The sequence below is a fragment of the Streptomyces sp. NBC_00872 genome, assembly GCF_045161915.1.
Classification (GTDB): domain Bacteria; phylum Actinomycetota; class Actinomycetes; order Streptomycetales; family Streptomycetaceae; genus Streptomyces.
Genome location: NZ_CP108806.1, coordinates 631,721 through 653,377, shown reverse-complemented (window position 1 = coordinate 653,377; position 21,657 = coordinate 631,721). Strand labels below are relative to the sequence as shown.

16 protein-coding genes are annotated in these 21,657 nt (G+C 70.7%); 10 read left to right on the top strand and 6 right to left on the bottom strand.

The window, feature by feature from the left end; all coding sequences use genetic code 11:
- Positions 1-1,905 carry a molecular chaperone DnaK gene (gene dnaK / locus OG214_RS02800; protein WP_405983642.1) on the bottom strand — a complete coding sequence of 635 codons (1,905 nt, stop codon included), beginning with the start codon at positions 1,903-1,905 and terminating at the stop codon, positions 1-3.
- Between the two features lie 306 nt (positions 1,906-2,211).
- On the opposite strand from dnaK, the gene OG214_RS02795 reads away from it, so the two are divergent.
- Together OG214_RS02795 and OG214_RS02790 are read left to right on the top strand one after the other, a co-directional pair.
- Positions 2,212-3,852 (top strand): PucR family transcriptional regulator, encoded by a 1,641-nt coding sequence (locus OG214_RS02795; protein WP_405983641.1) that lies wholly within the window; start codon positions 2,212-2,214, stop codon positions 3,850-3,852.
- A 164-nt stretch (positions 3,853-4,016) separates the two neighbouring features.
- Positions 4,017-4,799: an SAM-dependent methyltransferase gene (locus OG214_RS02790; protein WP_363082442.1), complete on the top strand. Its 783-nt coding sequence runs from the start codon at positions 4,017-4,019 to the stop codon at positions 4,797-4,799.
- Between the two features lie 84 nt (positions 4,800-4,883).
- Here OG214_RS02790 and OG214_RS02785 read toward each other — a convergent pair whose 3' ends face one another.
- The 3 genes from OG214_RS02785 to OG214_RS02775 all read right to left on the bottom strand — a co-directional run bounded on the left by OG214_RS02785 (position 4,884) and on the right by OG214_RS02775 (position 11,090).
- Positions 4,884-7,382, bottom strand: coding sequence for a PQQ-dependent sugar dehydrogenase (locus OG214_RS02785; RefSeq protein WP_382861762.1), 2,499 nt, complete (start codon positions 7,380-7,382; stop codon positions 4,884-4,886).
- A gap of 107 nt (positions 7,383-7,489) precedes the next feature.
- Positions 7,490-9,241: a ThuA domain-containing protein gene (locus OG214_RS02780; protein WP_405987412.1), complete on the bottom strand. Its 1,752-nt coding sequence runs from the start codon at positions 9,239-9,241 to the stop codon at positions 7,490-7,492.
- A 424-nt stretch (positions 9,242-9,665) separates the two neighbouring features.
- On the bottom strand, positions 9,666-11,090 hold the full coding sequence (locus OG214_RS02775; protein ID WP_405983640.1) for a M28 family metallopeptidase: 1,425 nt from the start codon (positions 11,088-11,090) through the stop codon (positions 9,666-9,668).
- Between the two features lie 302 nt (positions 11,091-11,392).
- Here OG214_RS02775 and OG214_RS02770 point away from each other — a divergent pair, with 302 nt between their 5' ends.
- Complete coding sequence (locus OG214_RS02770; RefSeq protein WP_405983639.1) at positions 11,393-12,529, top strand: glycoside hydrolase family 19 protein; 1,137 nt, start codon at positions 11,393-11,395, stop codon at positions 12,527-12,529.
- A 139-nt stretch (positions 12,530-12,668) separates the two neighbouring features.
- Here OG214_RS02770 and OG214_RS02765 read toward each other — a convergent pair whose 3' ends face one another.
- Complete coding sequence (locus OG214_RS02765; protein WP_066949867.1) at positions 12,669-13,028, bottom strand: metalloregulator ArsR/SmtB family transcription factor; 360 nt, start codon at positions 13,026-13,028, stop codon at positions 12,669-12,671.
- Between the two features lie 133 nt (positions 13,029-13,161).
- Here OG214_RS02765 and OG214_RS02760 point away from each other — a divergent pair, with 133 nt between their 5' ends.
- From OG214_RS02760 to OG214_RS02735, 6 genes are all read left to right on the top strand, one after another.
- Complete coding sequence (locus tag OG214_RS02760) at positions 13,162-14,250, top strand: cation diffusion facilitator family transporter (RefSeq protein ID WP_405983638.1); 1,089 nt, start codon at positions 13,162-13,164, stop codon at positions 14,248-14,250.
- 121 nt (positions 14,251-14,371) lie between these two features.
- Positions 14,372-15,211 (top strand): SAM-dependent methyltransferase, encoded by an 840-nt coding sequence (locus OG214_RS02755; protein ID WP_405983637.1) that lies wholly within the window; start codon positions 14,372-14,374, stop codon positions 15,209-15,211.
- A gap of 80 nt (positions 15,212-15,291) precedes the next feature.
- On the top strand, positions 15,292-16,494 hold the full coding sequence (locus OG214_RS02750) for a cytochrome P450 (RefSeq protein ID WP_405983636.1): 1,203 nt from the start codon (positions 15,292-15,294) through the stop codon (positions 16,492-16,494).
- A gap of 115 nt (positions 16,495-16,609) precedes the next feature.
- Entirely contained in the window at positions 16,610-17,290 is a 681-nt protein-coding gene (locus tag OG214_RS02745; RefSeq protein WP_363083953.1) for an ABC transporter permease, read from the top strand.
- Positions 17,287-17,961 carry an ABC transporter permease subunit gene (locus tag OG214_RS02740; protein ID WP_363083954.1) on the top strand — a complete coding sequence of 225 codons (675 nt, stop codon included), beginning with the start codon at positions 17,287-17,289 and terminating at the stop codon, positions 17,959-17,961. Before OG214_RS02745 ends, OG214_RS02740 begins: the two co-directional genes overlap by 4 nt.
- Positions 17,958-18,926, top strand: a complete 969-nt coding sequence (locus tag OG214_RS02735; RefSeq protein WP_405983635.1) for an ABC transporter substrate-binding protein — start codon at positions 17,958-17,960, stop codon at positions 18,924-18,926. Before OG214_RS02740 ends, OG214_RS02735 begins: the two co-directional genes overlap by 4 nt.
- Before the next feature lie 44 nt (positions 18,927-18,970).
- Here OG214_RS02735 and OG214_RS02730 read toward each other — a convergent pair whose 3' ends face one another.
- Complete coding sequence (locus OG214_RS02730) at positions 18,971-20,134, bottom strand: ATP-binding cassette domain-containing protein (protein WP_405983634.1); 1,164 nt, start codon at positions 20,132-20,134, stop codon at positions 18,971-18,973.
- A 108-nt stretch (positions 20,135-20,242) separates the two neighbouring features.
- Between OG214_RS02730 and OG214_RS02725 the strand changes: the two genes are divergently transcribed.
- The gene (locus tag OG214_RS02725; RefSeq protein ID WP_405983633.1) at positions 20,243-21,541 is read left to right on the top strand and encodes an alpha/beta fold hydrolase; all 1,299 of its coding nucleotides are present in this window, start codon (positions 20,243-20,245) and stop codon (positions 21,539-21,541) included.
- The last annotated feature ends 116 nt before the right edge of the window (positions 21,542-21,657 follow it).

Here is a 21,657-nt window from a genome sequence, read left to right as displayed (position 1 = left end):
TCAGCTCCGGTCGAAGTCGGCGTCCACGACATCGTCGTCACCACCGCCGGTTCCCCCGGCCTGCCCCGGCCCCGGACCCGCCGCCCCGGGCTCCGAGGGCCCGGCGGGACCGGCCTGCCGCGCGGCGAGACCCTGATAGACCTGCTGGAGCTCGGAGGTCAGCGACCTGACCCGGTCCAGCGGCGCCTCGCCCTTCACCGCCTGGCGCGCGTCGCCGATCAGCAGCTGGGCACGGGCCCGCTCGTGCTCGGGGGCGCTCTCGCCCAGCTCGCCCAGCCGGCGTTCCACCTGGTAGGCGATCGCGTCCAGCTCATTGCGCGCGTCCACGGACCGGCGCAGCGCCTGGTCCTCGCCGCGGTTGCGCTCCGCCTCGGCGATCATGCGCTCCACCTCGGAGGATTCGAGGTTGGAGCCCTCGCTGAGGGTGATGCCCTGCTCCTTGCCGGTGTCCTTGTCACGCGCGGTGACATTGAGGATGCCGTTGGCGTCGATGTCGAAGGTGACCTCGATCTGCGGTTCGCCCCGCGGGGCCTGGCGGATGTCGGTGAGCTGGAAGCGGCCCAGCACCCGGTTGTCGGCCGCCCGCTCGCGCTCGCCCTGGAGGACGACGACATCGACGGCGGGCTGGCTGTCCTCGGCCGTCGAGAATGTCTCCGTACGGCGGACCGGAATCGTGGTGTTCCGCTCGACGATCTTCGTCATCACACCGCCGCGCGTCTCCACACCCAGCGAGAGCGGGGTGACGTCCAGCAGCAGCACGTCCTTGACATCGCCCTTGAGCACCCCGGCCTGGACGGCGGCGCCCAGCGCCACCACCTCGTCCGGGTTGACGCTCATATTGGGGTCCTTGCCGCCGGTCATCCGCCGCACCAGTGCCTGGACGGCCGGGATCCGGGTCGAGCCGCCGACCAGGATGACCTCGTCGATATCGCTGTCGGTGACCTTCGCGTCGGACATCGCCTGCTTGACCGGCCCCAGACAGCGGTCCACGAGGTCGGCGGTGATCTGCTCGAAGGTGGAACGCATGACGGACTCGGTCAGATGCTTGGGCCCGGTGGCGTCCGCGGTGACGAACGGCAGGCTGACCTGGGTCTGGGTCACCGAGCTCAGCTCGGTCTTGGCCTTCTCCGCCGCCTCGAAGAGCCGTTGCAGCGCCTGGGTGTCACCCCGCAGGTCGATACCGTTCTCCCGCTGGAACGTGTCCGCGAGATGGTCCACCAGCCGGCGGTCGAAGTCGTCCCCGCCGAGATGGGTGTCGCCGGCCGTGGAGCGCACCTCCACCACACCGTCGCCGACATCCAGGATGCTCACGTCGAAGGTGCCGCCGCCGAGGTCGAAGACGAGCACCGTCTCGTGCTCCTTCTTGTCCAGGCCGTACGCCAGGGCCGCCGCGGTGGGCTCGTTGATGATGCGCAGCACTTCGAGCCCGGCGATCCGGCCGGCGTCCTTGGTCGCCGTGCGCTGGGCGTCGTTGAAGTACGCGGGTACGGTGATCACGGCCTCCGTGACCCGCTCTCCCATCGACTTCCCGGCGTCGTCGGCGAGCTTGCGCAGCACCAGCGCGCTGATCTCCTCCGGCGCGTACAGCTTGCCCCGGATGTCGAACCGCGCCTCGCCGTTCTCGCCCGCCACGACGTCGTACGTCACCGCCCTGGTCTCGGCCGGGACCTCGTCGTGGTGCCGGCCGATGAAGCGCTTGGCCGAGTAGATGGTGCCCTTGGGGTTGAGGATCGCCTGGCGGCGGGCCAACTGCCCGACGAGCCGTTCGCCGGAGTCGGTGAAGGCGACGACGGAGGGGGTGGTGCGGGCGCCCTCGGCGTTGGGGAGGACCGTCGCTTCACCGCCCTCCCACGCGGCGATCACCGAATTGGTGGTGCCCAGGTCGATACCGACTGCCTTCGCCATGAGGTGCTCCTTACGCGCACGGCTGCCTTCGTCCGGTGCCCCCGTCCCTCCCAGCGTGGCGGGCGCACCGGGCCGCTTCCTGCTCCTGGGAGGTCGAAATCCGTAGCGTCGCTGGTCCTGTCGGCACAGGCCAGTCGTGCATCCGGTCCGGACATCCGGACCGGATGCACGAGCGCGGTGCCTCGGTAGAGTTGTGGTGGGGGCCGCTCTCCAGGAAGGTGCCGGACCAGGGCGATGGGCACGGCCGCCGGAAGAACCGGATCCCCGGGGCCTCCGGGCCACCGGTCCTCCCGGCTGCCCCGTCTGATGGCACTGTCGAGCGCGGTGTTCGACGGCCGCGACGAGTACGAGGTGATGCGGCTGGCCGCCGCCTGTGTGGCGCGGCTGGGTCCCTGCCGTACCGAAGCCGGATATCTGCCGGCCGGCGGACGGCTGGTCCACTGCCCGATGGGCTGCTCCGCCACCAGCCGGTCCCTGGACACCCAGATCGCCGAACTCGGCGACCGGGACGGCGCGGTCAGGCTCCCCGACCGGGTGTGGTCATGGGCTTTCGCCCTGCGCGAGCCCGGTGGACGGGCCGGGTCCCGGCGGGCCGGATATCTGGTCGTGAGCGCCCAGCGGCAGCCGGGCCATGACGAGATCACGCTCCTCGGCCTGCTGGCGCGGCAGACCGGGGCGGCCCTGACGGGCGCCTCGGCCCGTCGCAGGGAGCGTGAGCACGCGGTGGAGCTGGACCGGGCCCGCCAGGAAGGGGCCGCCGCCCGCGCCCGTCTCGTCGCCGTGGAGTCCGAGCTGAGATACCAGCGGTCGGTGCACGACGCGCTGAGCGGTGCCACGGCCACCGGGGACACGGAGGCAGGCATCGCCAGGACGGTGCACCGGCTGACCGGTTTTCCCGCCGTGGTGGAGGACAGATTCGGCAATCTCCGCGCCTGGGCCGGGCCCGGCCGCCCCGATCCGTACCCGAAGCCCGACCCGGCCCGCCAGGAGGAGCTGATCCTCGACGCCGCCAGAAACGCGCACCCGGTGTATCTGGGACACCGGCTCGTCGCCGTCGCCCGCCATCGCGGCGAGATCCTCGGCACGGTGTCCCTGATCGACCCCGAGGCGCGCGCGGGCGAGCACGAGGAGTTCGCGCTCGGTCACGCGTGCGAGGCGCTGGCCCTGGAGATGGCGCATCTGCGCAGCCTGGCCGAGATGGAGCTGCGGCTGCGCCGTGAGCTGGTCGACGACCTGATCACCGGCGCGGACGACGAGAGCGCCTTCGCCCGCTCGGCGGCCGTCGGGCACGACCTGCACGGCCCCCAGCATCTGGTCACGGTGGGATGGACGGGGATGGCCGCCGACGACACGTTCGTCCAGGCGGTGGCCGCGGCGGCGACGGGCCTGGGGCTGCGGTCACTGGTGGCCCGGCGCTCGGGCCGCGCGGTGCTGGTGGTCCAGGGCCGCCCCAAGGGGGACGAGCTGTACCGGGCGGTCGCCAGGGAGCTGGGCTCGCGCGCGGGAGCCGTCGGCCTCGGCGGCCGCTGCGACTCCCCGTCCGAGATCCCGCGCTCGTACCAGGAGGCACTGCGCGCGCTGGAGGTACGCCGGCGCTCCCGGGTGCCCCATGGCGCGACCTCGTTCGACGATCTGGGGCTGTACCGGATCATCGGGACGGGCGACGACTACCGGGAGATCGAGGGGTACGTCCGGGAGTGGCTCGGCCCGCTCCTCGACTACGACACGGCCCACCGCACCGATCTGGTGCCCACCCTCTCCCAGTACTTCGAGGCGGGCGGGAACTACGACAACACGGCCGCCGTCCTCGGTATCCATCGCAGCACCCTGCGCTACCGGCTCCAGCGGCTGCGCGAGATCGGCGGCCACGACCTGGGCGATGTCGAGACCCGTCTCAATCTGCATGTGGCGACCAGGGTCTGGAAGGTACTGGGCGGCGTGCCCTGACCGACGGCCCGGTGGCCGGAGGGGTCGGAGGACGTCAACGCGGCGTGCTGATACGCGCGTTGCTGTGGCAATATTCGTCGGGGTGGCGATGATCCGCAGGGGGAGTGTGCGCTGGTTCGCGTCTCTCTTTCCTGTATGACGATCAGATTTTCTTGGAGCCCTTTATGACGGCAGGAACGCCCAAGTCCCAGGTCGACACCAGCAAGCCGCACCCGGCCCGTATCTACGACTACCTCCTCGGCGGCAAGGACAACTACCCCGTCGACCAGGCGCTGGCCTCACGGCTGACGGACGAGGCCCGCGAGGGGGCCCGGCAGAACAGGGCCTTCATGCAGCGCGCGGTCGGCTGGGTGGCCCGGAGCGGTATCGACCAGTTCCTCGACATCGGCACCGGTATCCCGACCGCGCCGAACCTCCACCAGATCGTCCAGGGGATCGACCCCAAGGCCCGGATCGTCTACACGGACAACGACCCGATCGTGCTGCGCCACGCGGAGGCCCTGCTGATCAGCACGCCGGAGGGGGTCACCAACTACATAGAGGCCGATGTCCGCGAGCCGCAGGTGATCCTCGACCACGCCCGTACCCTGCTGGACTTCGACCGGCCCGTCGCGCTGTCCCTCATCGCCCTGATGCACTTCATACCCGACGAGGACGACCCGTACGGCATCACCCGCACCCTCATCGACGCCCTGGCGCCCGGAAGCTGTCTGGTGCTCTCCCATCTGACGGGGGACTTCCTCAGCGAGGAGCAGAACAAGATCGACGCGTACCGTTCGAGCGGGATCAATCTGCGTCCCCGTAGCCGCGCGGAGGTCGAGCGGTTCTTCGAGGGACTGGATCTGGTCGAGCCCGGTCTGGTGACCCGTTGGTACAAGGACACGCCCGCGCCGGAGAACGACACGAGCACCGAACTCCTCTACGCCGGAATCGCCTACGTCCGCTGACGGACGGACGACGGCCGCGACGCGGGCTCCGGGCCCGCGCCGCGGCCGTCGTCATGACCCGGCCGCCAGGGTTCTTCCGTGCTCTCAGCCGGCGGGAGTGCTGACGCCGGGGCCGGTGAAGGTGTAGCTGTCCAGATCGAGAATGGCCCCCGAGCCACCGGTGAAGACCACGTAGAGGTCACGCGTCCGTTCCTCGGCACCGGAGACCGGAGCGCTGACCTCGGTGTACGTCTCCCAGCCGCCGGTGTTCGGCACGGTCACCCGGGCGAGGACCGGCCCGGTCACGGAGTCGTAGCGGAAGGTGGCCACATTGCCCGCCTTGTCCGAGGACACCCGGGCCCTGATCCCGGTCACGCCCTTGAGACTCACCGGGTGGTAGCGGACCCACTCGTTGTTCTGTACGTCCCCGAGGCGCTTCCCGCCCTCCGCTCCGGCGGCGGTGATGATCTGCGGTCCCGACAGCTGCGCGAAGTGCTCGGCCTGCCACCGCTTGGGCCACAGCGTCCGCTGCTGCTCACCGGTGAGCGGGACGGTCCCGGTGGCTCCCCGGTCGGTGTAGGTGGCGCGCACCACATAGAACTGGGTGGCGTCGAGTCCGGAGTGGATCGGCCCGGTGTTGAACGTCGTACCGCAGCCGGTGCCCTCGGCGACCTCATGCGCGTGTTCCTGGTGGCCCAGGGCGATCCGCACGATGACCCTGGAGCAGTCGATGGCACCGTCCTGCGGATCCGTCGCGGACGCGGTGACGGTGACGTTCTCGTTCCACTCGTACACCCCGCCGTCCGGTGGCGAGGCGATGCTCAGCGTGGGGCGGTTGTTGCCGACCACGACCGGGACGGTGGTGGTGCCGGTCCGCCCGGTGCCGTCACTGACGGTCAGTCTGGCCTGGAAGCTGCCGTTGCCGGTATAGGTGAACGTCGGATTGGCCGCGGTGGAGTCGGTGCTGCCGTTGTCCGTGAAGTCCCAGGCGTAACTGAGCGGATTGCCGTCCGGATCGCTGCTGCCGGCGCTGGAGAACGTCACGGCCAGCGGCGCGAGTCCGTTGTCCCTGTTCACCGATGCCTTGGCGAGCGGAGACCGGCCGCCCTGTACGTAGTTGATCTTGTAGAGCCCGGCGTCCTCGGCGCCCGAGAAGTATCCGCTGCCGTATTCGAGCAGATACAGCGAGCCGTCCGGGCCGAACTCCGAGTCGATCGGGTGGACGAAGCGCATCCCGTCCAGCACCGGCTCGATCGCGGTCGGGGTGCCGGTGGACGGATTGCCGTTGCCGAACTGCACCTCCTTGATCCAGTTACGGCAGTACTCGGAGATCAGCAGCTTGTTGTCGTAGTACTGGGGCCACTTGACGTCGGAGGCGAGATTCGCGTCGTAGTGGTAGACCTCGGTGTGATTGGGCGAACCGCAGCCGCCCGGATTGTCGAGCTGCGGCCACTCCTTGCTGCCGCCGTGCTGCTCCCACACCAGCGCGGGCTTGGTGGGCGGGAGCTGCTGGATACCCGTGTTGCGCGGGGAGTTGTTGACCGGCCCGGCCGTGCCGCCGCAGGGGAACCAGCCGCGCGGGGCGTTGGCGGCGAAGTCCCAGTCGTTGTAGGCCACATTGGGCCCGCCGCAGTACGGCCAGCCGTAATTGCCGGGACCGGTGGCGCGGTTGAACTCGTCGTAGGCCGCGGGCCCCCGGTTGGCGACGGTCGCCCCGGCGTCGGGACCGACCTCGCCCCAGTACAGGGTGTTGCCGGCCTTCTTGTCGACCCAGACGCGGTACGGATTGCGCACGCCCATGACATAGACCTCGGGGCGCGTGCCCGCGGTCCCCGGGGCGAAGAGATTGCCGCTCGGAACGGTGTACGTCCCGTTGTCCTCCGGATGGATCCGGTTGATCTTCCCGCGCAGGTCGTTGGCATTGCCCGAGGTGCGCTGGGCGTCGTACTGCGGGTTGCGGGAGGTCCGTTCGTCGATGGGGGCCATACCCGCCGAGTCGCCGCCGGAGTTGGTGTTGTCACCCACCGCGAAGTAGAGGTTTCCCGCGGTGTCCCAGGACATCGAGCCCGCGGAGTGGCAGCACAGCTCACGCTCGGTCGGCCACTCGATGATCACGTCCTCGCTGGCTGCGGAGAGCGTGTTGGTGGTGTTGCTGAAGGTGAACCGGGAGATCCGGTTGACCAGCGGGGTGACCTTCGGCGAGTAGAACAGCATGACCCAGCCGGTGGTCGCGAAGCGCGGATGCAGGGTGATGCCGATCAGCCCGTCCTCGAACCGGGCGTCCAGCGGCAGGGTGAGCGCCACCGTCGTCGACGAGGTCGCGGGGTTGTAGAGCCGTACCTGACCGCCCGAGGCGCTGGTGCCCCGGTTGATGTAGAGGACCTTCTGGTCCGGCAGTACGGCGAGTTCGATGGGCTCGCCCATCTGGAGTCCGCCGTCGAGCTTGACCTTCTCGAACCCGGCCGTCGGCGGGGGAGCGGCGGCGGCCCGCGATACGGCGGCTTCCGCGGCCGCGGCCTGCGGAGCGGCGGCGGCGCCGGGTGCGAGTAACAGGGCGGACAGGGTGAACAGCGCGGCGAGTAAGGAAACGGCGCGAGAGAGCACGGTACCTACCTCCAGGGGCCGATCGCGGGTGAGAGGTGTCCTGCGGGAACGTGCGGAATCCGTCCGGCCGGACGGACGGGGCCGGGTGATGCCCGGCCGGACAGGATCTAGCTGCCGAGTACGGCGAGATCCCACAGGGAGTAGCCCCACTGGGTGGCTCGCGCCGTGCCCTGGACCCGTACGTAGCGGGCGGTTCCGCTCACCGCGATGTCGTCGATGCCTCCGTCGCCCGCCGTGGTGGTGTTGACGGTGCGCCAGGTCTGGTTGTCCGGTGAGGTCTGGACGGTGTACGCCCTGCCGTAGGCGGTCTCCCAGTTCAGCCGGACCCGCTGGAGGGTACGGACCGAGCCGAGGTCGACGGTGATCGACTGCGGGTCCGAGTAGGCGCTGCTCCAGCGCGTGGCCGGGTCGCCGTCGACGGCGTTGGCGCCCACGTGCGCGCTGCCGGGCTCCACGCTGGAGACCGAGACCGGACGGCCCCGCGCCAGATTGCCGGCCGGCGTCGCCCCGTCCTGCTTGATCCTGATGTCGCGGTAGTTGATGTCCATACCGGTGCCGTCGTTCTGGACGCCGATGTGCCCGAGCGCGATATCACGGGTGCTGGTGTAGTCGTTGACCTTCACACCGTTGAGATAGATCTCGACATGGCGGCCGTGCACCGCGATCTCGTAACCGTTCCACGTTCCCGGCGGGTTGAGCGCGGCGGCCCGTGCCGCCGTGTCCGGCGCCTGGAAGCTGTAGACGCTGCCGGTCGTCCGGGACGGATCGCCGTCCGTCGCGTCGATCTGGATCTCATGGCCCGTGTCGACGGGCTTCCACGGGTCACCCTGCGGATCGGGGAAGCCGATGAACACCCCGCCGTTGTCGTCGCCCGGCATCATCCAGTCCACCTTCAGCGAGTAGTCGCTGAAGGGCGTCACCGGGTACCAGAGCAGCCCCATGCCGCCGACCGAGGTGAGGGTGCCGTCGGCGAGTGTGAATCCGCCAGGACCCGCCTGCCGCCAGCGGTCGAGACTGGCCTGCGTACCGTCGAACAGCGGGGTGTAACCGTTCTCCGGACGGCAGTCCGCGGGCCGTGCGCCCGAGGCGGTCTGGATACCGCCGAGCAGCATGGTGGTGAAGTTGGGATCGGCGTAGGACTCCTCGGTGTGGCCGAGACCGGTGTACCAGGCCCGTCCGCCGCCGTAGTTCTGGCACCAGGTGATCGGATGATCGCCCATGCTGCCGCCGGAGTACGAGGACTCGTCCAGGCTCGCGAGCACCTTCACCGCCGAGCGGGGATTGGCGCGGTAGTTGTACCACTCGTCGGTCCTGGTCCAGCGCTGCGGAAGATGCGCGGTGGAGACGGAGGACCGGTCCTCGACCTCGACGGTGGCCTGCTGGGTGGCCGGATGCGAGGCGAAGTACGCGCCGACTAGCCCGCCGTACCAGGGCCAGTCGTACTCGGTGTCGGCGGCGGCGTGCACGCCGACATAGCCGCCGCCCGCCGCGATGTACGACTCGAAGGCGGTCTGCTGCGCGGCGTTCAGCACATCACCGGTGGTCGAGAGCCAGATCACCGCCTGGTACTGGGCCAGATTGGCGGCGGTGAACGCGCCCGCGTCCTCCGTGGCGGTGACGGTGAAGCCGTTGGCCGTGCCGAGGCGCTGAACCGCCGCGATCCCGGCGGGAATCGACGAGTGCCGGAATCCGGCGGTTCTGGAGAACACCAGGACCTTGGAGAGCGGCGCCGCGGCGGAGACGGGCGCGGCGGCGGAAAGGGGGGTGGTGGAAAGGGGGGTGGCGGCGGACGCCGGTGCGGCCTGCGGCGTGTGCGGCAGGGCGAGCAGCGACAGGGCCGACAGGACGAGCGCGATCATGGTGCGGGACACAAGGCGCACGATCCGGTCCTCTCTCGGGGCGCCCGGAGGCGCCGGCTGAGGTACGAGTACGTGGCGGAACAAGGCAGCACGGTGGCCGCGTCAGACGTAGTGAACATCGGAGGTTTTTAGGGGTCAAGGGAAGATGCTGAACTAGTCAAAGATTGTTCTCGCCATGACAAAGATCGCTTCTCCTGGCCAGTCTCACGGCCCGTTCGCAGAGAAGAGGCGGTCGCCCCGGTTCTGATGGGGATCGTGGACGCTGTCAGGAAGTCCCCTGATTGGTCGGATCTCCATGCGGTCCTGGCCTCGGTATGACCACGTCACGACATCACGGCCTGACGCGTGACGCCTGACGGCATGACAAAGCCGCGCCCGGCCCGGTACGGAGCTGAGCGCGGCACTCGCCGTGGGGAACGGCCGGTCAGCGCCCGGGGACGGGGAAGGCCACCGGGCTGCGGTGACCGGCCCGGTTCACGGCGCGCACACCGAAGAAGAGATTGTCCTTGGAGAGATCCACGGTGTGGCTCGTCGCGCCGTCGGCCTCGGTCACATGGGTCCACTCCGGCGCCGTCGTCTCGCGCCACACCACTTCGTAGCCGGTCAGATCGGTCTCCGTGCCCGCGTCCCACACCAGCTCCGTGGCGTTGGTCAGTGAGCTGGTGACGATGTTCACCCCGCGCGGAGTGGCCGGTGCCTGCGCGAGGGTCCACAGGGCCGCGCCATTGACCCGGGCCACCCGGGCGATATAGCCGAAGTCGCAGAACTCGGGCAGGTCGCCGTACTGCCGGCCGTCCTCCACCCGTACGTCCTGGTGCTGATGGGCGTAGTCCTCGGCCGGCTCGGTGAAGCGGGCCGCCGCGTAACCGCGTTCGAGGAAGGGGATGTGGTCGCCGCCGCGCAGATACCGGTCACGGCGGTAGATCACCCGGACATTCATCCCCGTGGCGTCGTTGTTCGCGACGTCACGGACGAACCGGGCGAGCTGACGGGTCGGCGAGTCGTTCTCACCACCGACCGAGCGGCGGACGTCCGCCTGCTGAGGTGTCTCCGCGGTGGGCACACCCTCGGCGAAGAGCCGCACCGAGTACGGGTCGCGGGTGCCGTCGTCGGCCTTGGGGCTGCCGACGATGTCGTTGGTGAACATGGCGAGGACATTCGTCCCCGCCGCCTTGAACCGCTCCGCCAAATGGGCGGCCCCGTACAGTCCCTGCTCCTCGCCCGCGACGGCCGCGAAGACGATGGTCGCGGCCGGACGGCGGCGCGCCATGACGCGGGCCAGTTCCATGGCCACCGCGACACCGGAGGCGTCGTCGTCGGCGCCCGGCGCGTCGCTCACCGCGTCCATGACATCGCTGGCGCGCGAGTCGTAGTGGCCGGAGACAACATAGGTGCGGTCGGGGTCGACCGAACCGCGGAGGGTCGCGACGACATTGGTGATTCGGGTCGCCACCGGGATCCGCGAGGCGGGCTGCTGTACGTACGACTGGAGTTCGACGGTCATCCGGCCGCCCGAGGCCGCCGCGTACCGCTTCAGTTCCTCGTATATCCAGTCCCTGGCGGCACCGATACCGCGCTCGGGATCGTCCTGGGTGGAGAGCGTATGGCGCGTTCCGAACGCGGCGAGCCGGCGTACGGTCGCCTCGATCCGGTCGCGGTCGACCTCTTTGAGCAGTTCCCGCAACTCCCGGCCGGGGGCCTGGGCGGTGGCGGCACGCTCTTCCTTCCCCCGCCCGGACGAGGCCGCCGCGGGGGCGGCCTGGGCCACCGCCGGCGCGCCGGCCACGGCGGTCGCGACGGTGGCGGACAGGACGGCCCTCCGGGGCATCCCTGTGGGGTGCTGGGGCATGACAGGTCCCTTCCCTGGCTGCGTCGACGGCACGGCACTGGCGCTCCATGGTCATGGACAGGCCAACCACAGCACAAGGTCGCCAGGTGCCGGCCACGGCACGGGGCCGCCGGTGCCGACCGCGGCGCGAGGTCGCGGGTGCTCCGCGCATGTCCGCCATGTCGGCTCACATCCCCCGACAGCCGCCCATGGCGGCAACTGGGCCCGCTTGTGGGGTACTTGACAAGGTCTAGACCTTCCCCTTCAATCCAAGCGAAACCGTCAGAGGCGCCGTCGGCGCGAAGAGGGGAAAGCAACCGCAGATGCCAAGAAAAACCTTCCGAGGTCTCTCGCTCGCGCGCTCCGCAGTGGTCCTCGCTGTCGGCGCGCTTCTCGCCACCCTGTTCGCCGTACCCGCCTCCGCCGCCGATCCGGTCGGCCAGATCACCGGCCTGGGCGGCAAGTGTGTGGATGTCGCCGCCGCGAGCAACGCGAACGGCACCCCCGTACAGCTCTACGACTGCAACGGCAGCGGCGCCCAGAGCTGGACCGTCGCGGGTGACGGCACGCTGCGCGCGCTGGGCAAGTGCCTGGACATCGTCGAGCGCGGCACCGCCGACGGCTCGCTCGTCCAGCTCTGGGACTGCGGCGGCGGCGCGAACCAGCAGTGGGTCGTCAACTCCGCCCGTGACATCGTCAATCCGCAGGCGAACAAGTGTCTGGACGTGCAGAACCGCAGCACCGCCAACGGCACCCGGCTCCAGATCTGGACCTGCACGGGACAGTCGAACCAGAAGTGGACGGCGGCCGGCACCAGTGGTGGCGGCAACCCGCCGGCCGGTGGCTTCGTCGTCAGCGAGTCCCAGTTCAACCAGATGTTCCCGGGCCGGAATTCCTTCTACACGTACAGCGGGCTGACCGCCGCGCTGAGCGCGTACCCCGGGTTCGCCAACTCCGGCAGTGACACGGTGAAGAGGCAGGAGGCCGCGGCCTTCCTCGCCAATGTCAGCCATGAGACCGGTGGTCTCGTACATGTGGTGGAGCAGAACACCGCGAACTACCCGCACTACTGCGACCCCAACCAGTCGTACGGCTGCCCGGCAGGTCAGGCCGCGTACTACGGGCGCGGGCCGATCCAGCTGAGCTGGAACTTCAACTACAAGGCCGCGGGCGACGCGCTGGGTATCAATCTGCTGGCCGACCCGTGGCGTGTCGAGCGCGAATCGGCTGTCGCGTGGAAGACCGGTCTCTGGTACTGGAACACCCAGAACGGTCCGGGCACGATGACCCCGCACAACGCGATGGTCAACCAGGCCGGCTTCGGCCAGACGATCCGTTCCATCAACGGCTCCCTGGAGTGCGACGGACGCAACCCGGCGCAGGTCCAGAGCCGGATCAACAACTACCAGCGCTTCGTGCAGATCCTGGGCGTCGGTCCGGGCAACAACCTCTACTGCTGACGACCGGCCGCCGGGCGGTCCAACGCCACGGCTGCCACCCCCAGGTGCGCGGTTCCGGAACCTCCGGGACCGCGCACCGCGCCGTTCGGCGGGAAAACCGCTGCCGCCGGTCGCGCTGCCGCCGGTCGTGCTACCGCCGTCAGTCGTGGGGCGGGGTGCCCGTCACCAGATGGTCGGCGTGGTTGAGCGCCTCGATCGCCAGCCTCCGCAGATGCCCGTCCCGCAGTGTGTATATCGAACGCCGGCCGTCCTTGCGCACCTGGACCAGTCCCGCGAGCCGCAGCTTCGCGAGATGCTGGCTGACCGCCGGACGGGCCGCGCCGCAGATGTCCGTGAGCGTGTTCACATCGGCCTCGCCCTGGGTCAGGGACCACACCAGGTGGAGCCGGGTGGGATCGGCGAGCAGGGCGAAGACGCCGGCCGCCGCGTCGAACTGCGGGGCGCCTGGAGTGTGCCGTTGCGACTCGGGCGCAACTGAGGGCGGATTGCTCGCTGGCATCTCCCCATCGTAGGACCCCGGGTGGAGACCGTCCGCTCGACAGGTGCATTGGTGCGCGCTTAAATACGTATAGGAAGTGACCCACCCGCGGTGCCTGTCCCTCCCCGCGATCTTCCCGACAGGAGAGCCCCATATGAACGCTCCCCACGCGCACCCTCATGACCACGACCGCGACCATGACCAGTCCCACGACCAGGATCATGACCACGCCCATGGCACGGACCGGCTGGCGCGTCTGAGGCATCAGGCGGCGCACCTCGTCAAACCGCACTCCCACGAGGCGTCGGACAAGGTGGACTCGGCCATGGAGTCGTCGGCCGAGGGAATGCGTGCCCTCTGGGTCTCCCTGGCCGTTCTGGGGGGCACCGCGCTCCTCCAGACCGTCGTCGTCCTCATATCCGGCTCCGTGGCCCTGCTCGGTGACACCATCCACAACTTCGCCGACGCGCTGACCGCGCTGCCCCTCGGCGTGGCGTTCGTACTCGGCCGGCGCGCGGCGACACGCCGCTACACCTACGGCTACGGCCGCGCCGAGGATCTGGCGGGCCTCGCCATCGTGCTCACCATCGCCGCGTCGGCGGCGCTCGCGGCGTACCAGGCGATCGGCCGGCTGCTCGACCCCCGGGACATCTCCCATCTCGGTATCGTCGCCGTCGCGGCGGTCGTCGGGTTCGCCGGCAACGAGTGGGTGGCCCGCTACCGCATCCGCGTCGGGAAACGGATCGGCTCGGCCGCGCTGGTCGCGGACGGCCTGCACGCCAGGACCGACGGCTTCACCTCCCTGGCCGTTCTGCTGGGCGCGGGCGGCGCCGCCCTCGGACTGCGGTGGGCCGACCCGGTCGTCGGCCTGCTGATCACCGCCGCCATCCTGTTCGTGCTCAAGGACGCCTGCCGGGAGGTCTTCCGGCGGGTGATGGACTCCGTGGACCCCCTGCTGATCGATACGGGCGAAGCCGCCGCGCGCGAGGTCCCCGGCGTTCTGGCGGTGACGGATCTGCGGATGCGCTGGATCGGCCACCGGCTGCGGGCCGAGGTCACGGTCGTGGTCGACGGCGCCCTGAGCGTCCGGCAGGCCCACGCGGTCGCCGTCGAGGTCGAACACGCCCTGCTGCACTCGGTGCGCGGACTCACCGCCGCGCTGGTCCACACCGATCCGGCGACCGCGTCCGATGCCGAGGACCCGCACCGCAAGCTGGCGCACCACATGGCAGGAGCCGTGTGAACGCCTCCGGCCCGGCGACGGGGTGCCCGGGGCGGGTACGTTCCCGCGCCGGCCTTACCCGGGCCATCGACAGCGGATCCGGGCGCTGGTAGGACTTCCTGACGGGAGCAGGGGGGTGCCCATGACGGACCGGCCGCCAACCGGAACCGGTGAGTTCGGTGAGACGTTCGAGACCGGCGGGACGTTCGAGATCGACGCGAGCAGGCCGAGCATCGCGCGGGTCTACGACGCCGTGCTGGGCGGGGACACCAACTTCGCCGTGGACCGCGCCATCGCGGCCGAGTCGCTGCGGATCGTGCCCGAGATCGGTGATGTCGGCCGCTACAACAGGGCCGTCCTCGGGCGCGGCGTACGGTATCTGGCGCGGTCGGGCATCCGGCAGTTCCTGGATCTGGGCTCCGGACTGCCCACCGCGCAGAACACCCATCAGGTGGCCCGCGCCGCGGCACCGGACTCCCGTGTGGTGTATGTCGACAATGACCCCATCGTGCTGGCGCACGGACGCGAACTGCTCGCCGAGGACGACCGCTCCACGGTGGTCCTGGCGGATCTGCGCGATCCCCGGAGCGTACTGGACCACCCTCAGGTACGCCGTCTGATCGACTTCGACCTGCCCGTCGGTCTCCTGCTCCTCGGCGTGATCCACCATCTCAACGACGAGGAGGACCCGGCGGGCCTGGTGCGGACCTTCCTCGACGCGGTCCCGCGCGGGAGCTGGCTCTTCCTCACCCACTTCTGCGCGTCGGGCCCCGAGGCCGCCGGACTGGAACGGGCGCTTCTGACCGATCTGGGGACCGGCAGATTCCGCACCCTGGAGGAGATCACGGCGTACTTCGACGGACTGGAACTGGTCGACCCCGGTGTCACCTATCTGCCGCTCTGGCGGCCCGTGACACCGGTCGAACCGCCCCTGACCGTGGGACAGTCCCTGATGGCGGGCGGACTCGCCCGCAAGGTGTAGGCCCTGTCCGGCGACCTGGCCCGCACGGTGCCCGGCGGCTCCCCCTGGTCCCTCGTCCACGGGACGGTTACCGTCCTGGGATGTCTGACTTCGCCCCCTCGTCGCCCGCGTTCCTCGCCGACCCCTACCCCGCCTACGCCGAGCTGCGGGCCCGTGGCCGGGCGCACTACTACGAGCCGAGCGACCAGTGGCTCGTACCGCACCACGCGGATGTGTCGGCGCTGCTGCGGGACCGGCGGCTCGGCCGTTCCTACGGGCACCGCTTCACCCACGAGGAGTTCGGCAGAACCCCGCCGCCCTCCGGCCATGAACCCTTCCACGAGCTGAACGACCACGGGATGCTCGAACTGGAACCGCCGGACCACACCCGTATCCGGCGCCTGGTGTCACAGGCGTTCACCCCGCGTACGGTGGAGCGGCTCACGCCGTATGTGCGCGGACTCGCCGCCGAACTGGTCGAACGACTCGTGGCGGAGGGCGGGGGCGATCTGCTGGCGTCCGTCGCCGAGCCCCTGCCCGTCGCCGTCATAGCCGAGATGCTCGGTGTCCCCGCGGCGGACCGCCCGCTGCTGCGGCCCTGGTCGGCCGCGATCTGCGCGATGTACGAGCTGAACCCGCCGGAGGAGACGGCCCGCCGCGCCGTCACCGCCTCGCTGGAGTTCTCCGCGTATCTGCGCGAGCTGATCGCCGTACGGCGCGAGAAGCCCGGAGAGGACCTGATCTCGGGACTCATCGCCGCCCATGACGACGGCGGGAGACTGACCGAGGCCGAGATGGTCGCGACCTGCGCGCTGCTGCTCAACGCCGGACACGAGGCGACGGTCAACGCCACCGTCAACGGCTGGCACGCGCTGTTCCGGAATCCCGCGCAGCTCGCCGCCCTGCGCGCGGACCGCGCCCTTCTGCCCACCGCCGTCGAGGAGCTGATGCGCTACGACACGCCTCTCCAGCTCTTCGAACGCTGGGTGCTCGACCCGGTGGAGATCGGCGGCACCACCATTCCGCGCGGCGCCGAGGTCGCCCTCCTCTTCGGCTCCGCCAACCACGACCCGGCGGTCTTCACCGCCCCCGACGGCCTGGACCTGTCCCGCCGGGACAACCCCCATATCTCCTTCAGCGCGGGCATCCACTACTGCGTCGGCGCCCCGCTGGCCCGTATCGAGCTGGCCGCGTCCATGGCCGCGCTGCTCGATCTGGCCCCCGGACTGAGCCCGGCGGGCGAGCCGCCGCGGAAGCCCGACTTCGTGATCCGCGGACTGGCGGCACTGCCGGTCACGGTGTGAGCGGTACGCGTCCTGCGAGCGGCGGGAGCGGTACGCGCCGTACGAGCGGTCACGGCCGCCCCGTACGGTCCATCACGACGCGCGGTCAACCGTCCCGCGAGGCTGCAATGGACGCGTGACCGCGCCTCCGGACGACTGCCTCGCGCGCAATGAATGGATCTGCGGCGCCTATCTCACCAGCCGTCGCCAGATCCTCTGGAACGCGGTGCTCGAACATCTCGAACTGACCTTCTTCGCCGTGCTCCTGGGACTTCTGATCGCCGTTCCCCTCGCCCTGGCGGCCCGCCGCTGGAGCTGGCTCGGCGGACCCGTGCTCGGGATCACCACCGTCCTCTACACCATCCCCTCGCTCGCGATGTTCTCCCTGCTGCTCCCGCTGTACGGGCTGTCGGCCTCGCTCGTCGTCGCCGGGCTGGTGCTGTACTCACTGACCCTGCTCGTACGGAACATCCTCGCCGGACTGCGCGCCGTCCCCGAGGAGACCCGGCAGGCCGCCCGGGGTCTGGGGTACGGACCGCTGCGGCTGCTGCTCGCCGTCGAAATGCCGCTCGCCCTGCCCGCCGCCATGGCGGGGCTGCGGATCGCCACCGTCTCGGCCGTCTCGCTCGTCACCATCGGAGCGATCGTGGGCCACGGCGGGCTCGGCAATCTCATCTACGCCGGGATGAACACCTTCTTCAAGGCGCAGGTACTCACCGCCTCCGTCCTCTGTGTGCTCATCGCCGTCCTCGCCGATCTGCTGCTGCTCGGACTCCAGCGGCTGCTCACCCCCTGGACGAGGGCGGCGCGCGCGTGAACACTCTCGCCGCCGCCTGGTCCTGGCTCACCAGCGCCGCGCACTGGTCGGGCCCCGACGGCGTCTGGCACCGGCTCGGCGAACATCTCTTCCTCACCGTCGTCTGTCTCGCCCTCAGCTCCGCCATCGCGCTCCCCGTCGCCCTGGTGCTGGGCCATCTCGGCCGGGGCGGCGCGCTGGCGGTCAATATCTCCAACGCCGGCCGGGCCGTCCCCACCTTCGCCGTCCTCGTCCTGCTGCTGCTCACCCCGATCGGTACGTACGGGGACTGGCCGACGATCATCGCGCTGGTCCTGTTCGCGATCCCGCCGCTGCTCACCAACGCCTATGTCGGTATGCGGGGCGTCGACCGGGATGTCGTACAGGCCGCCCGTGGCATGGGGATGACCGGCGGTCAGCTCGTCCGACGGGTCGAGGTGCCGCTCGCGCTGCCGCTGATCCTCACCGGTGTACGGATCGCCGCCGTACAGCTCGTGGCGACCGCCACGCTCGCGGCGCTGGTGGGCGGCGGCGGGCTCGGCCGGATCATCACCGCGGGGTTCAATCTCGCCGACACGGCGCAGGTGGTCGCGGGGGCGGTGCTCGTGGCCGTGTTCGCGCTGCTGGTGGAGGCGGTGTTCGAGGCGGTGCGGCGGCTGGGCCCGCGGTGGGTCAGGGAGGGTGCCGGATGAGAGCGTTCCGCATCCGTATCCGTATCCGTATCGCCGTCGGCGCCGCCCTGCTGCTGGCCGTCGCCGGCTGCACCACGGGTCCGTCCCTGGAGCACCGGGGCGAGATCACCGCGCCGCCCGGCGACAGCAGGCATCTGACCATCGGCTCCGCCGGCTTCACCGAGAGCGATCTGCTCGCCCAGATGTACGCCCTCCTGCTGAACCACGCGGGCTACCACACCCGGATCCTCTCCGTCACCAACCGGGAGATCTATGAACCCGCCCTGGAGAGCGGCCAGATCGATGTCGTACCGGAGTACGCGGCGACCTTCGCGGACTGGCTCAACGCCAGGACCCATGGCCCCGGCGCCAGACCCGTCGGCTCGCCCGATCTGGCCGCGACGATGCGGGCGCTGCGCGCGCTGGCCGCACCGCGCGGACTCACCGTGCTCGACCCGGGCCGGGCCGTCGACCAGAACGCCTTCGCCGTCGCCGCCTCCTACGCCGCGCAGCACCGGCTGCGCACACTGAGCGATCTGGGCGCGTCCGGGCTGCCCGTCAGGCTGGCCGCGGGAGACGAATGCGTGGAGCGGCCCTACTGCGAGCCGGGGCTGAGGAAGACGTACGGCATCGACATCACCGGTATCGACCCCAAGGGGGTGGGCACGACCCCGGCCAAGAAGGCCGTCCAGGACGGCCAGGACCAGATGGTGCTGACCACGACCACCGACGCCACGCTCGGCCAGTTCGGTCTGGTGCTCCTCGCGGACGACAAGCATCTCCAGAACGCCGACTACATCGTCCCGGTCGTCAACCGCTCGCGGGCCGGAGCCGCCGGGGTGACCGGCGCACTGGACAAGCTGAACACCGTACTGACGACCAGGGACCTGGCGTCGATGAACGAGCAGGTGGACAGCTGGCGCAGACTTCCCGAGGACGTCGCCGGGACGTATCTGAAGTCGAAGGCCCTGATCCCGTCGCACTGACGGACCGGACGTACGGGCTCGGCCCCCGATCCGGTCGGAGCCGCCTACGCGTCCGACACCGAGTCGAAGTCCACCTCGCTCCGCCCGATGCCCTGGGCGTCCGCGTCCACGGAGCGGCGCAGGGCCTCATGGAGCTTCGCCGGGGTCAGGACGCCGAGGAAGCGCGCCCCGTCGAGCACCGCCACCCACCCCGCGTCGTGCTGGAGCATCTCGCTGAACGCCTGCTTCAGCGGGGAGCCGAGCGGTACCCAGGCCTCCATCCGGCGGGCCAGATCGCCGACGGAGCCCCGCTCACCGGCCTCGGCCAGCGCGTCCGCGGAGACCCAGCCGTGGAGTTCGCCGCCGGCGCCCAGGACCACGGCCCAGCGCGCACCCTGTCCGCGCATACGGGCCGCCGCGTCCCGGGCCGGCTCGTCGGTCCTGGCGACGGGGGGCTCCTCCAGATCGGCCGGTTCGACGGCGGTGACCGACAGCCGCTTCAGCCCCCGGTCCGCGCCGACGAACCGGGCCACATACGCGGTGGCGGGGGCGCCGAGCACCGCGGCCGGGGTGTCGTACTGCTCGATGTGCCCCTCCCCGTACACCGCGATACGGTCGCTCATCCGCACCGCCTCCTCGATGTCGTGCGTCACCAGCAGCACGGTCTTGCGCATCGTCGCCTGGAGCCTCAGGAACTCGTTCTGGAGCCGCTCGCGCACCACCGGGTCGACCGCGCCGAACGGCTCGTCCATCAGCAGCACCGGAGGATCGGCCGCCAGGGCCCGTGCCACCCCCACCCGCTGGCGCTGCCCGCCCGACAGCTGCGCCGGATAGCGCGGACCGTGGATCGCGGGGTCGAGGCCCACCAGTTCGAGCAGCTCGGCCGCCCGGCGGCGGGCCTTCGCCCGCTTCCAGCCGATCAGGGCGGGCACGGTCGCGGTGTTGTCGAGGACCGTCCGGTGCGGGAACAGCCCGACCTGCTGGATGACATAGCCGATACGGCGGCGCAGGGCGACCGGGTCGACACCCGAGATGTCCCGGTCCTCGACCAGGACACGCCCTGAGGTCGGCTCGATCAGCCGGTTCACCATCATCATCGTGGTCGTCTTGCCGCACCCCGAGGGCCCCACCAGAGTCACCAGCTCGCCCTCGGCCACCTCGAAGGAGAGATCCCGTACGGCGGCCGTTCCGTCCGGGTAGACCTTGGTGACCTGCTCGAACCGGATCATGCCCTCACGCTAGAAGCGGGCGGGGCCCCGCGCGACCGCTCGTGACCCGTGTGCTGAACTGTCCGCCGTGACCGCCCCCGGCGGGGGCGCGCGAGAACAGGAGCACCCGTGACCAGCTACCGCCAGCCCGGCGTCGTCCTCACCGACCACCGCTTCTCGGTCCCACTGGACCACGGTGATCCGTCGGGCGAGCGGATCGAACTCTTCGCGCGTGAGGTCGTCGGGAGCGCCAAGGCCGACGCGGACCTGCCCTGGCTGGTGTATCTGGAGGGCGGTCCCGGCTTCGGCGCCCGCCGTTTCACCGGGCGGCAGGCCTGGCTCGGGCGCGCCCTCCAGGAGTTCCGGGTGCTCCTCCTCGACCAGCGGGGCACGGGCCTCTCCACCCCGGCCACCCGGCAGACCCTGCCCCTGCGCGGCGGTCCGCGCGAGCAGGCGGAGTATCTCGCCCACTTCCGCGCCGACTCGATCGTGCGCGACTGCGAGACCATCCGGCCGGGGCTGACCGGCGGCGCCCCCTGGACCGTGCTGGGCCAGAGCTTCGGCGGCTTCTGCGCCGTCCACTATCTCTCCACCGCCCCCGAGGGGCTGCGGACCGTACTGATCACCGGCGGACTGCCCTCCCTGGACGCCACGGCCGACGAGGTCTACCGCGCCGCCTATCCGCGGATCGCGCGCAAGGTGGAGGCGCACTACGCCCGCTATCCGCAGGACATCGGCAGGGCCCGCGCGATCGCGGAGCATGTCGCCGAGCACCGGCCGGTGCTCCCCACCGGATACGTTCTGACCCCCGAGGCGTTCCAGTCCCTCGGCATCCTGCTCGGCGGCGGCGACGGCAGCCACCAGCTCCACTATCTGCTGGAGAACGCCTTCGTCCGTACACCCGGGGGCCAGGCGCTCTCCGACGCGTTCCAGGAGGGTGTGGCGTCGGCCCTCTCGTACGCCGGACACCCGCTGTACGCCGTGCTCCACGAGGTGATCTACGCCCAGGGCGGCCGGCCCACCGACTGGGCGGCCGAGCGGGTGCGCGCCGAGTTCGCCCGCTTCGACGCGGCCAAGACCCTCGCGGGGGAAGGCCCGTTGTACTTCACGGGCGAGAGCATCCACCCCTGGCACTTCGAGTCCGACCCCGCGCTGCGCTCTCTGCGGGAGACCGCCGGACTCCTCGCCGCCCGTACCGACTGGCCCGCGCTGTACGACACCGGCCGGCTCGCCGCCAACGATGTGCCGGTGGCCGCCGCCGTCTACCACGACGACATGTATGTCGACACGGAACACTCCCTGCGCACCGCGCGGGCGATCCGCGGGCTGCGGACCTGGGTGACGGACGAGTACGAGCACGACGGACTGCGCGCGGGCGCCCCGCGGGTGCTGGACCGGCTGCTGGCGCTCGCGCGCGGCGAGGACTGACCCCCGCCCGCGGTGGCGGTCCGCGCCCGCAGCAACGGTCCGGACTGTGGCGGTCCGGGTGGCGGCGGTCCGGGTGGCGGCGGTCCGGGTACGGTTCCGGACCCTCCCGCCCGGAC

Coding starts and splice junctions, on each gene's coding strand:
- dnaK (WP_405983642.1), bottom strand. CDS start 1,905: ATGGCGAAGGCAGTCGGTATCGACCTGGGCACCACCAATTCGGTGATC.
- OG214_RS02755 (WP_405983637.1), top strand. CDS start 14,372: ATGACGGACCGGCCGCCAACCGGAACCGGTGAGTTCGGTGAGACGTTC.
- OG214_RS02780 (WP_405987412.1), bottom strand. CDS start 9,241: ATGATCGCGCTCGTCCTGTCGGCCCTGTCGCTGCTCGCCCTGCCGCAC.
- OG214_RS02795 (WP_405983641.1), top strand. CDS start 2,212: ATGGCACTGTCGAGCGCGGTGTTCGACGGCCGCGACGAGTACGAGGTG.
- OG214_RS02775 (WP_405983640.1), bottom strand. CDS start 11,090: ATGCCCCAGCACCCCACAGGGATGCCCCGGAGGGCCGTCCTGTCCGCC.
- OG214_RS02750 (WP_405983636.1), top strand. CDS start 15,292: ATGTCTGACTTCGCCCCCTCGTCGCCCGCGTTCCTCGCCGACCCCTAC.
- OG214_RS02735 (WP_405983635.1), top strand. CDS start 17,958: ATGAGAGCGTTCCGCATCCGTATCCGTATCCGTATCGCCGTCGGCGCC.
- OG214_RS02770 (WP_405983639.1), top strand. CDS start 11,393: ATGCCAAGAAAAACCTTCCGAGGTCTCTCGCTCGCGCGCTCCGCAGTG.
- OG214_RS02790 (WP_363082442.1), top strand. CDS start 4,017: ATGACGGCAGGAACGCCCAAGTCCCAGGTCGACACCAGCAAGCCGCAC.
- OG214_RS02760 (WP_405983638.1), top strand. CDS start 13,162: ATGAACGCTCCCCACGCGCACCCTCATGACCACGACCGCGACCATGAC.
- OG214_RS02730 (WP_405983634.1), bottom strand. CDS start 20,134: ATGATCCGGTTCGAGCAGGTCACCAAGGTCTACCCGGACGGAACGGCC.
- OG214_RS02765 (WP_066949867.1), bottom strand. CDS start 13,028: ATGCCAGCGAGCAATCCGCCCTCAGTTGCGCCCGAGTCGCAACGGCAC.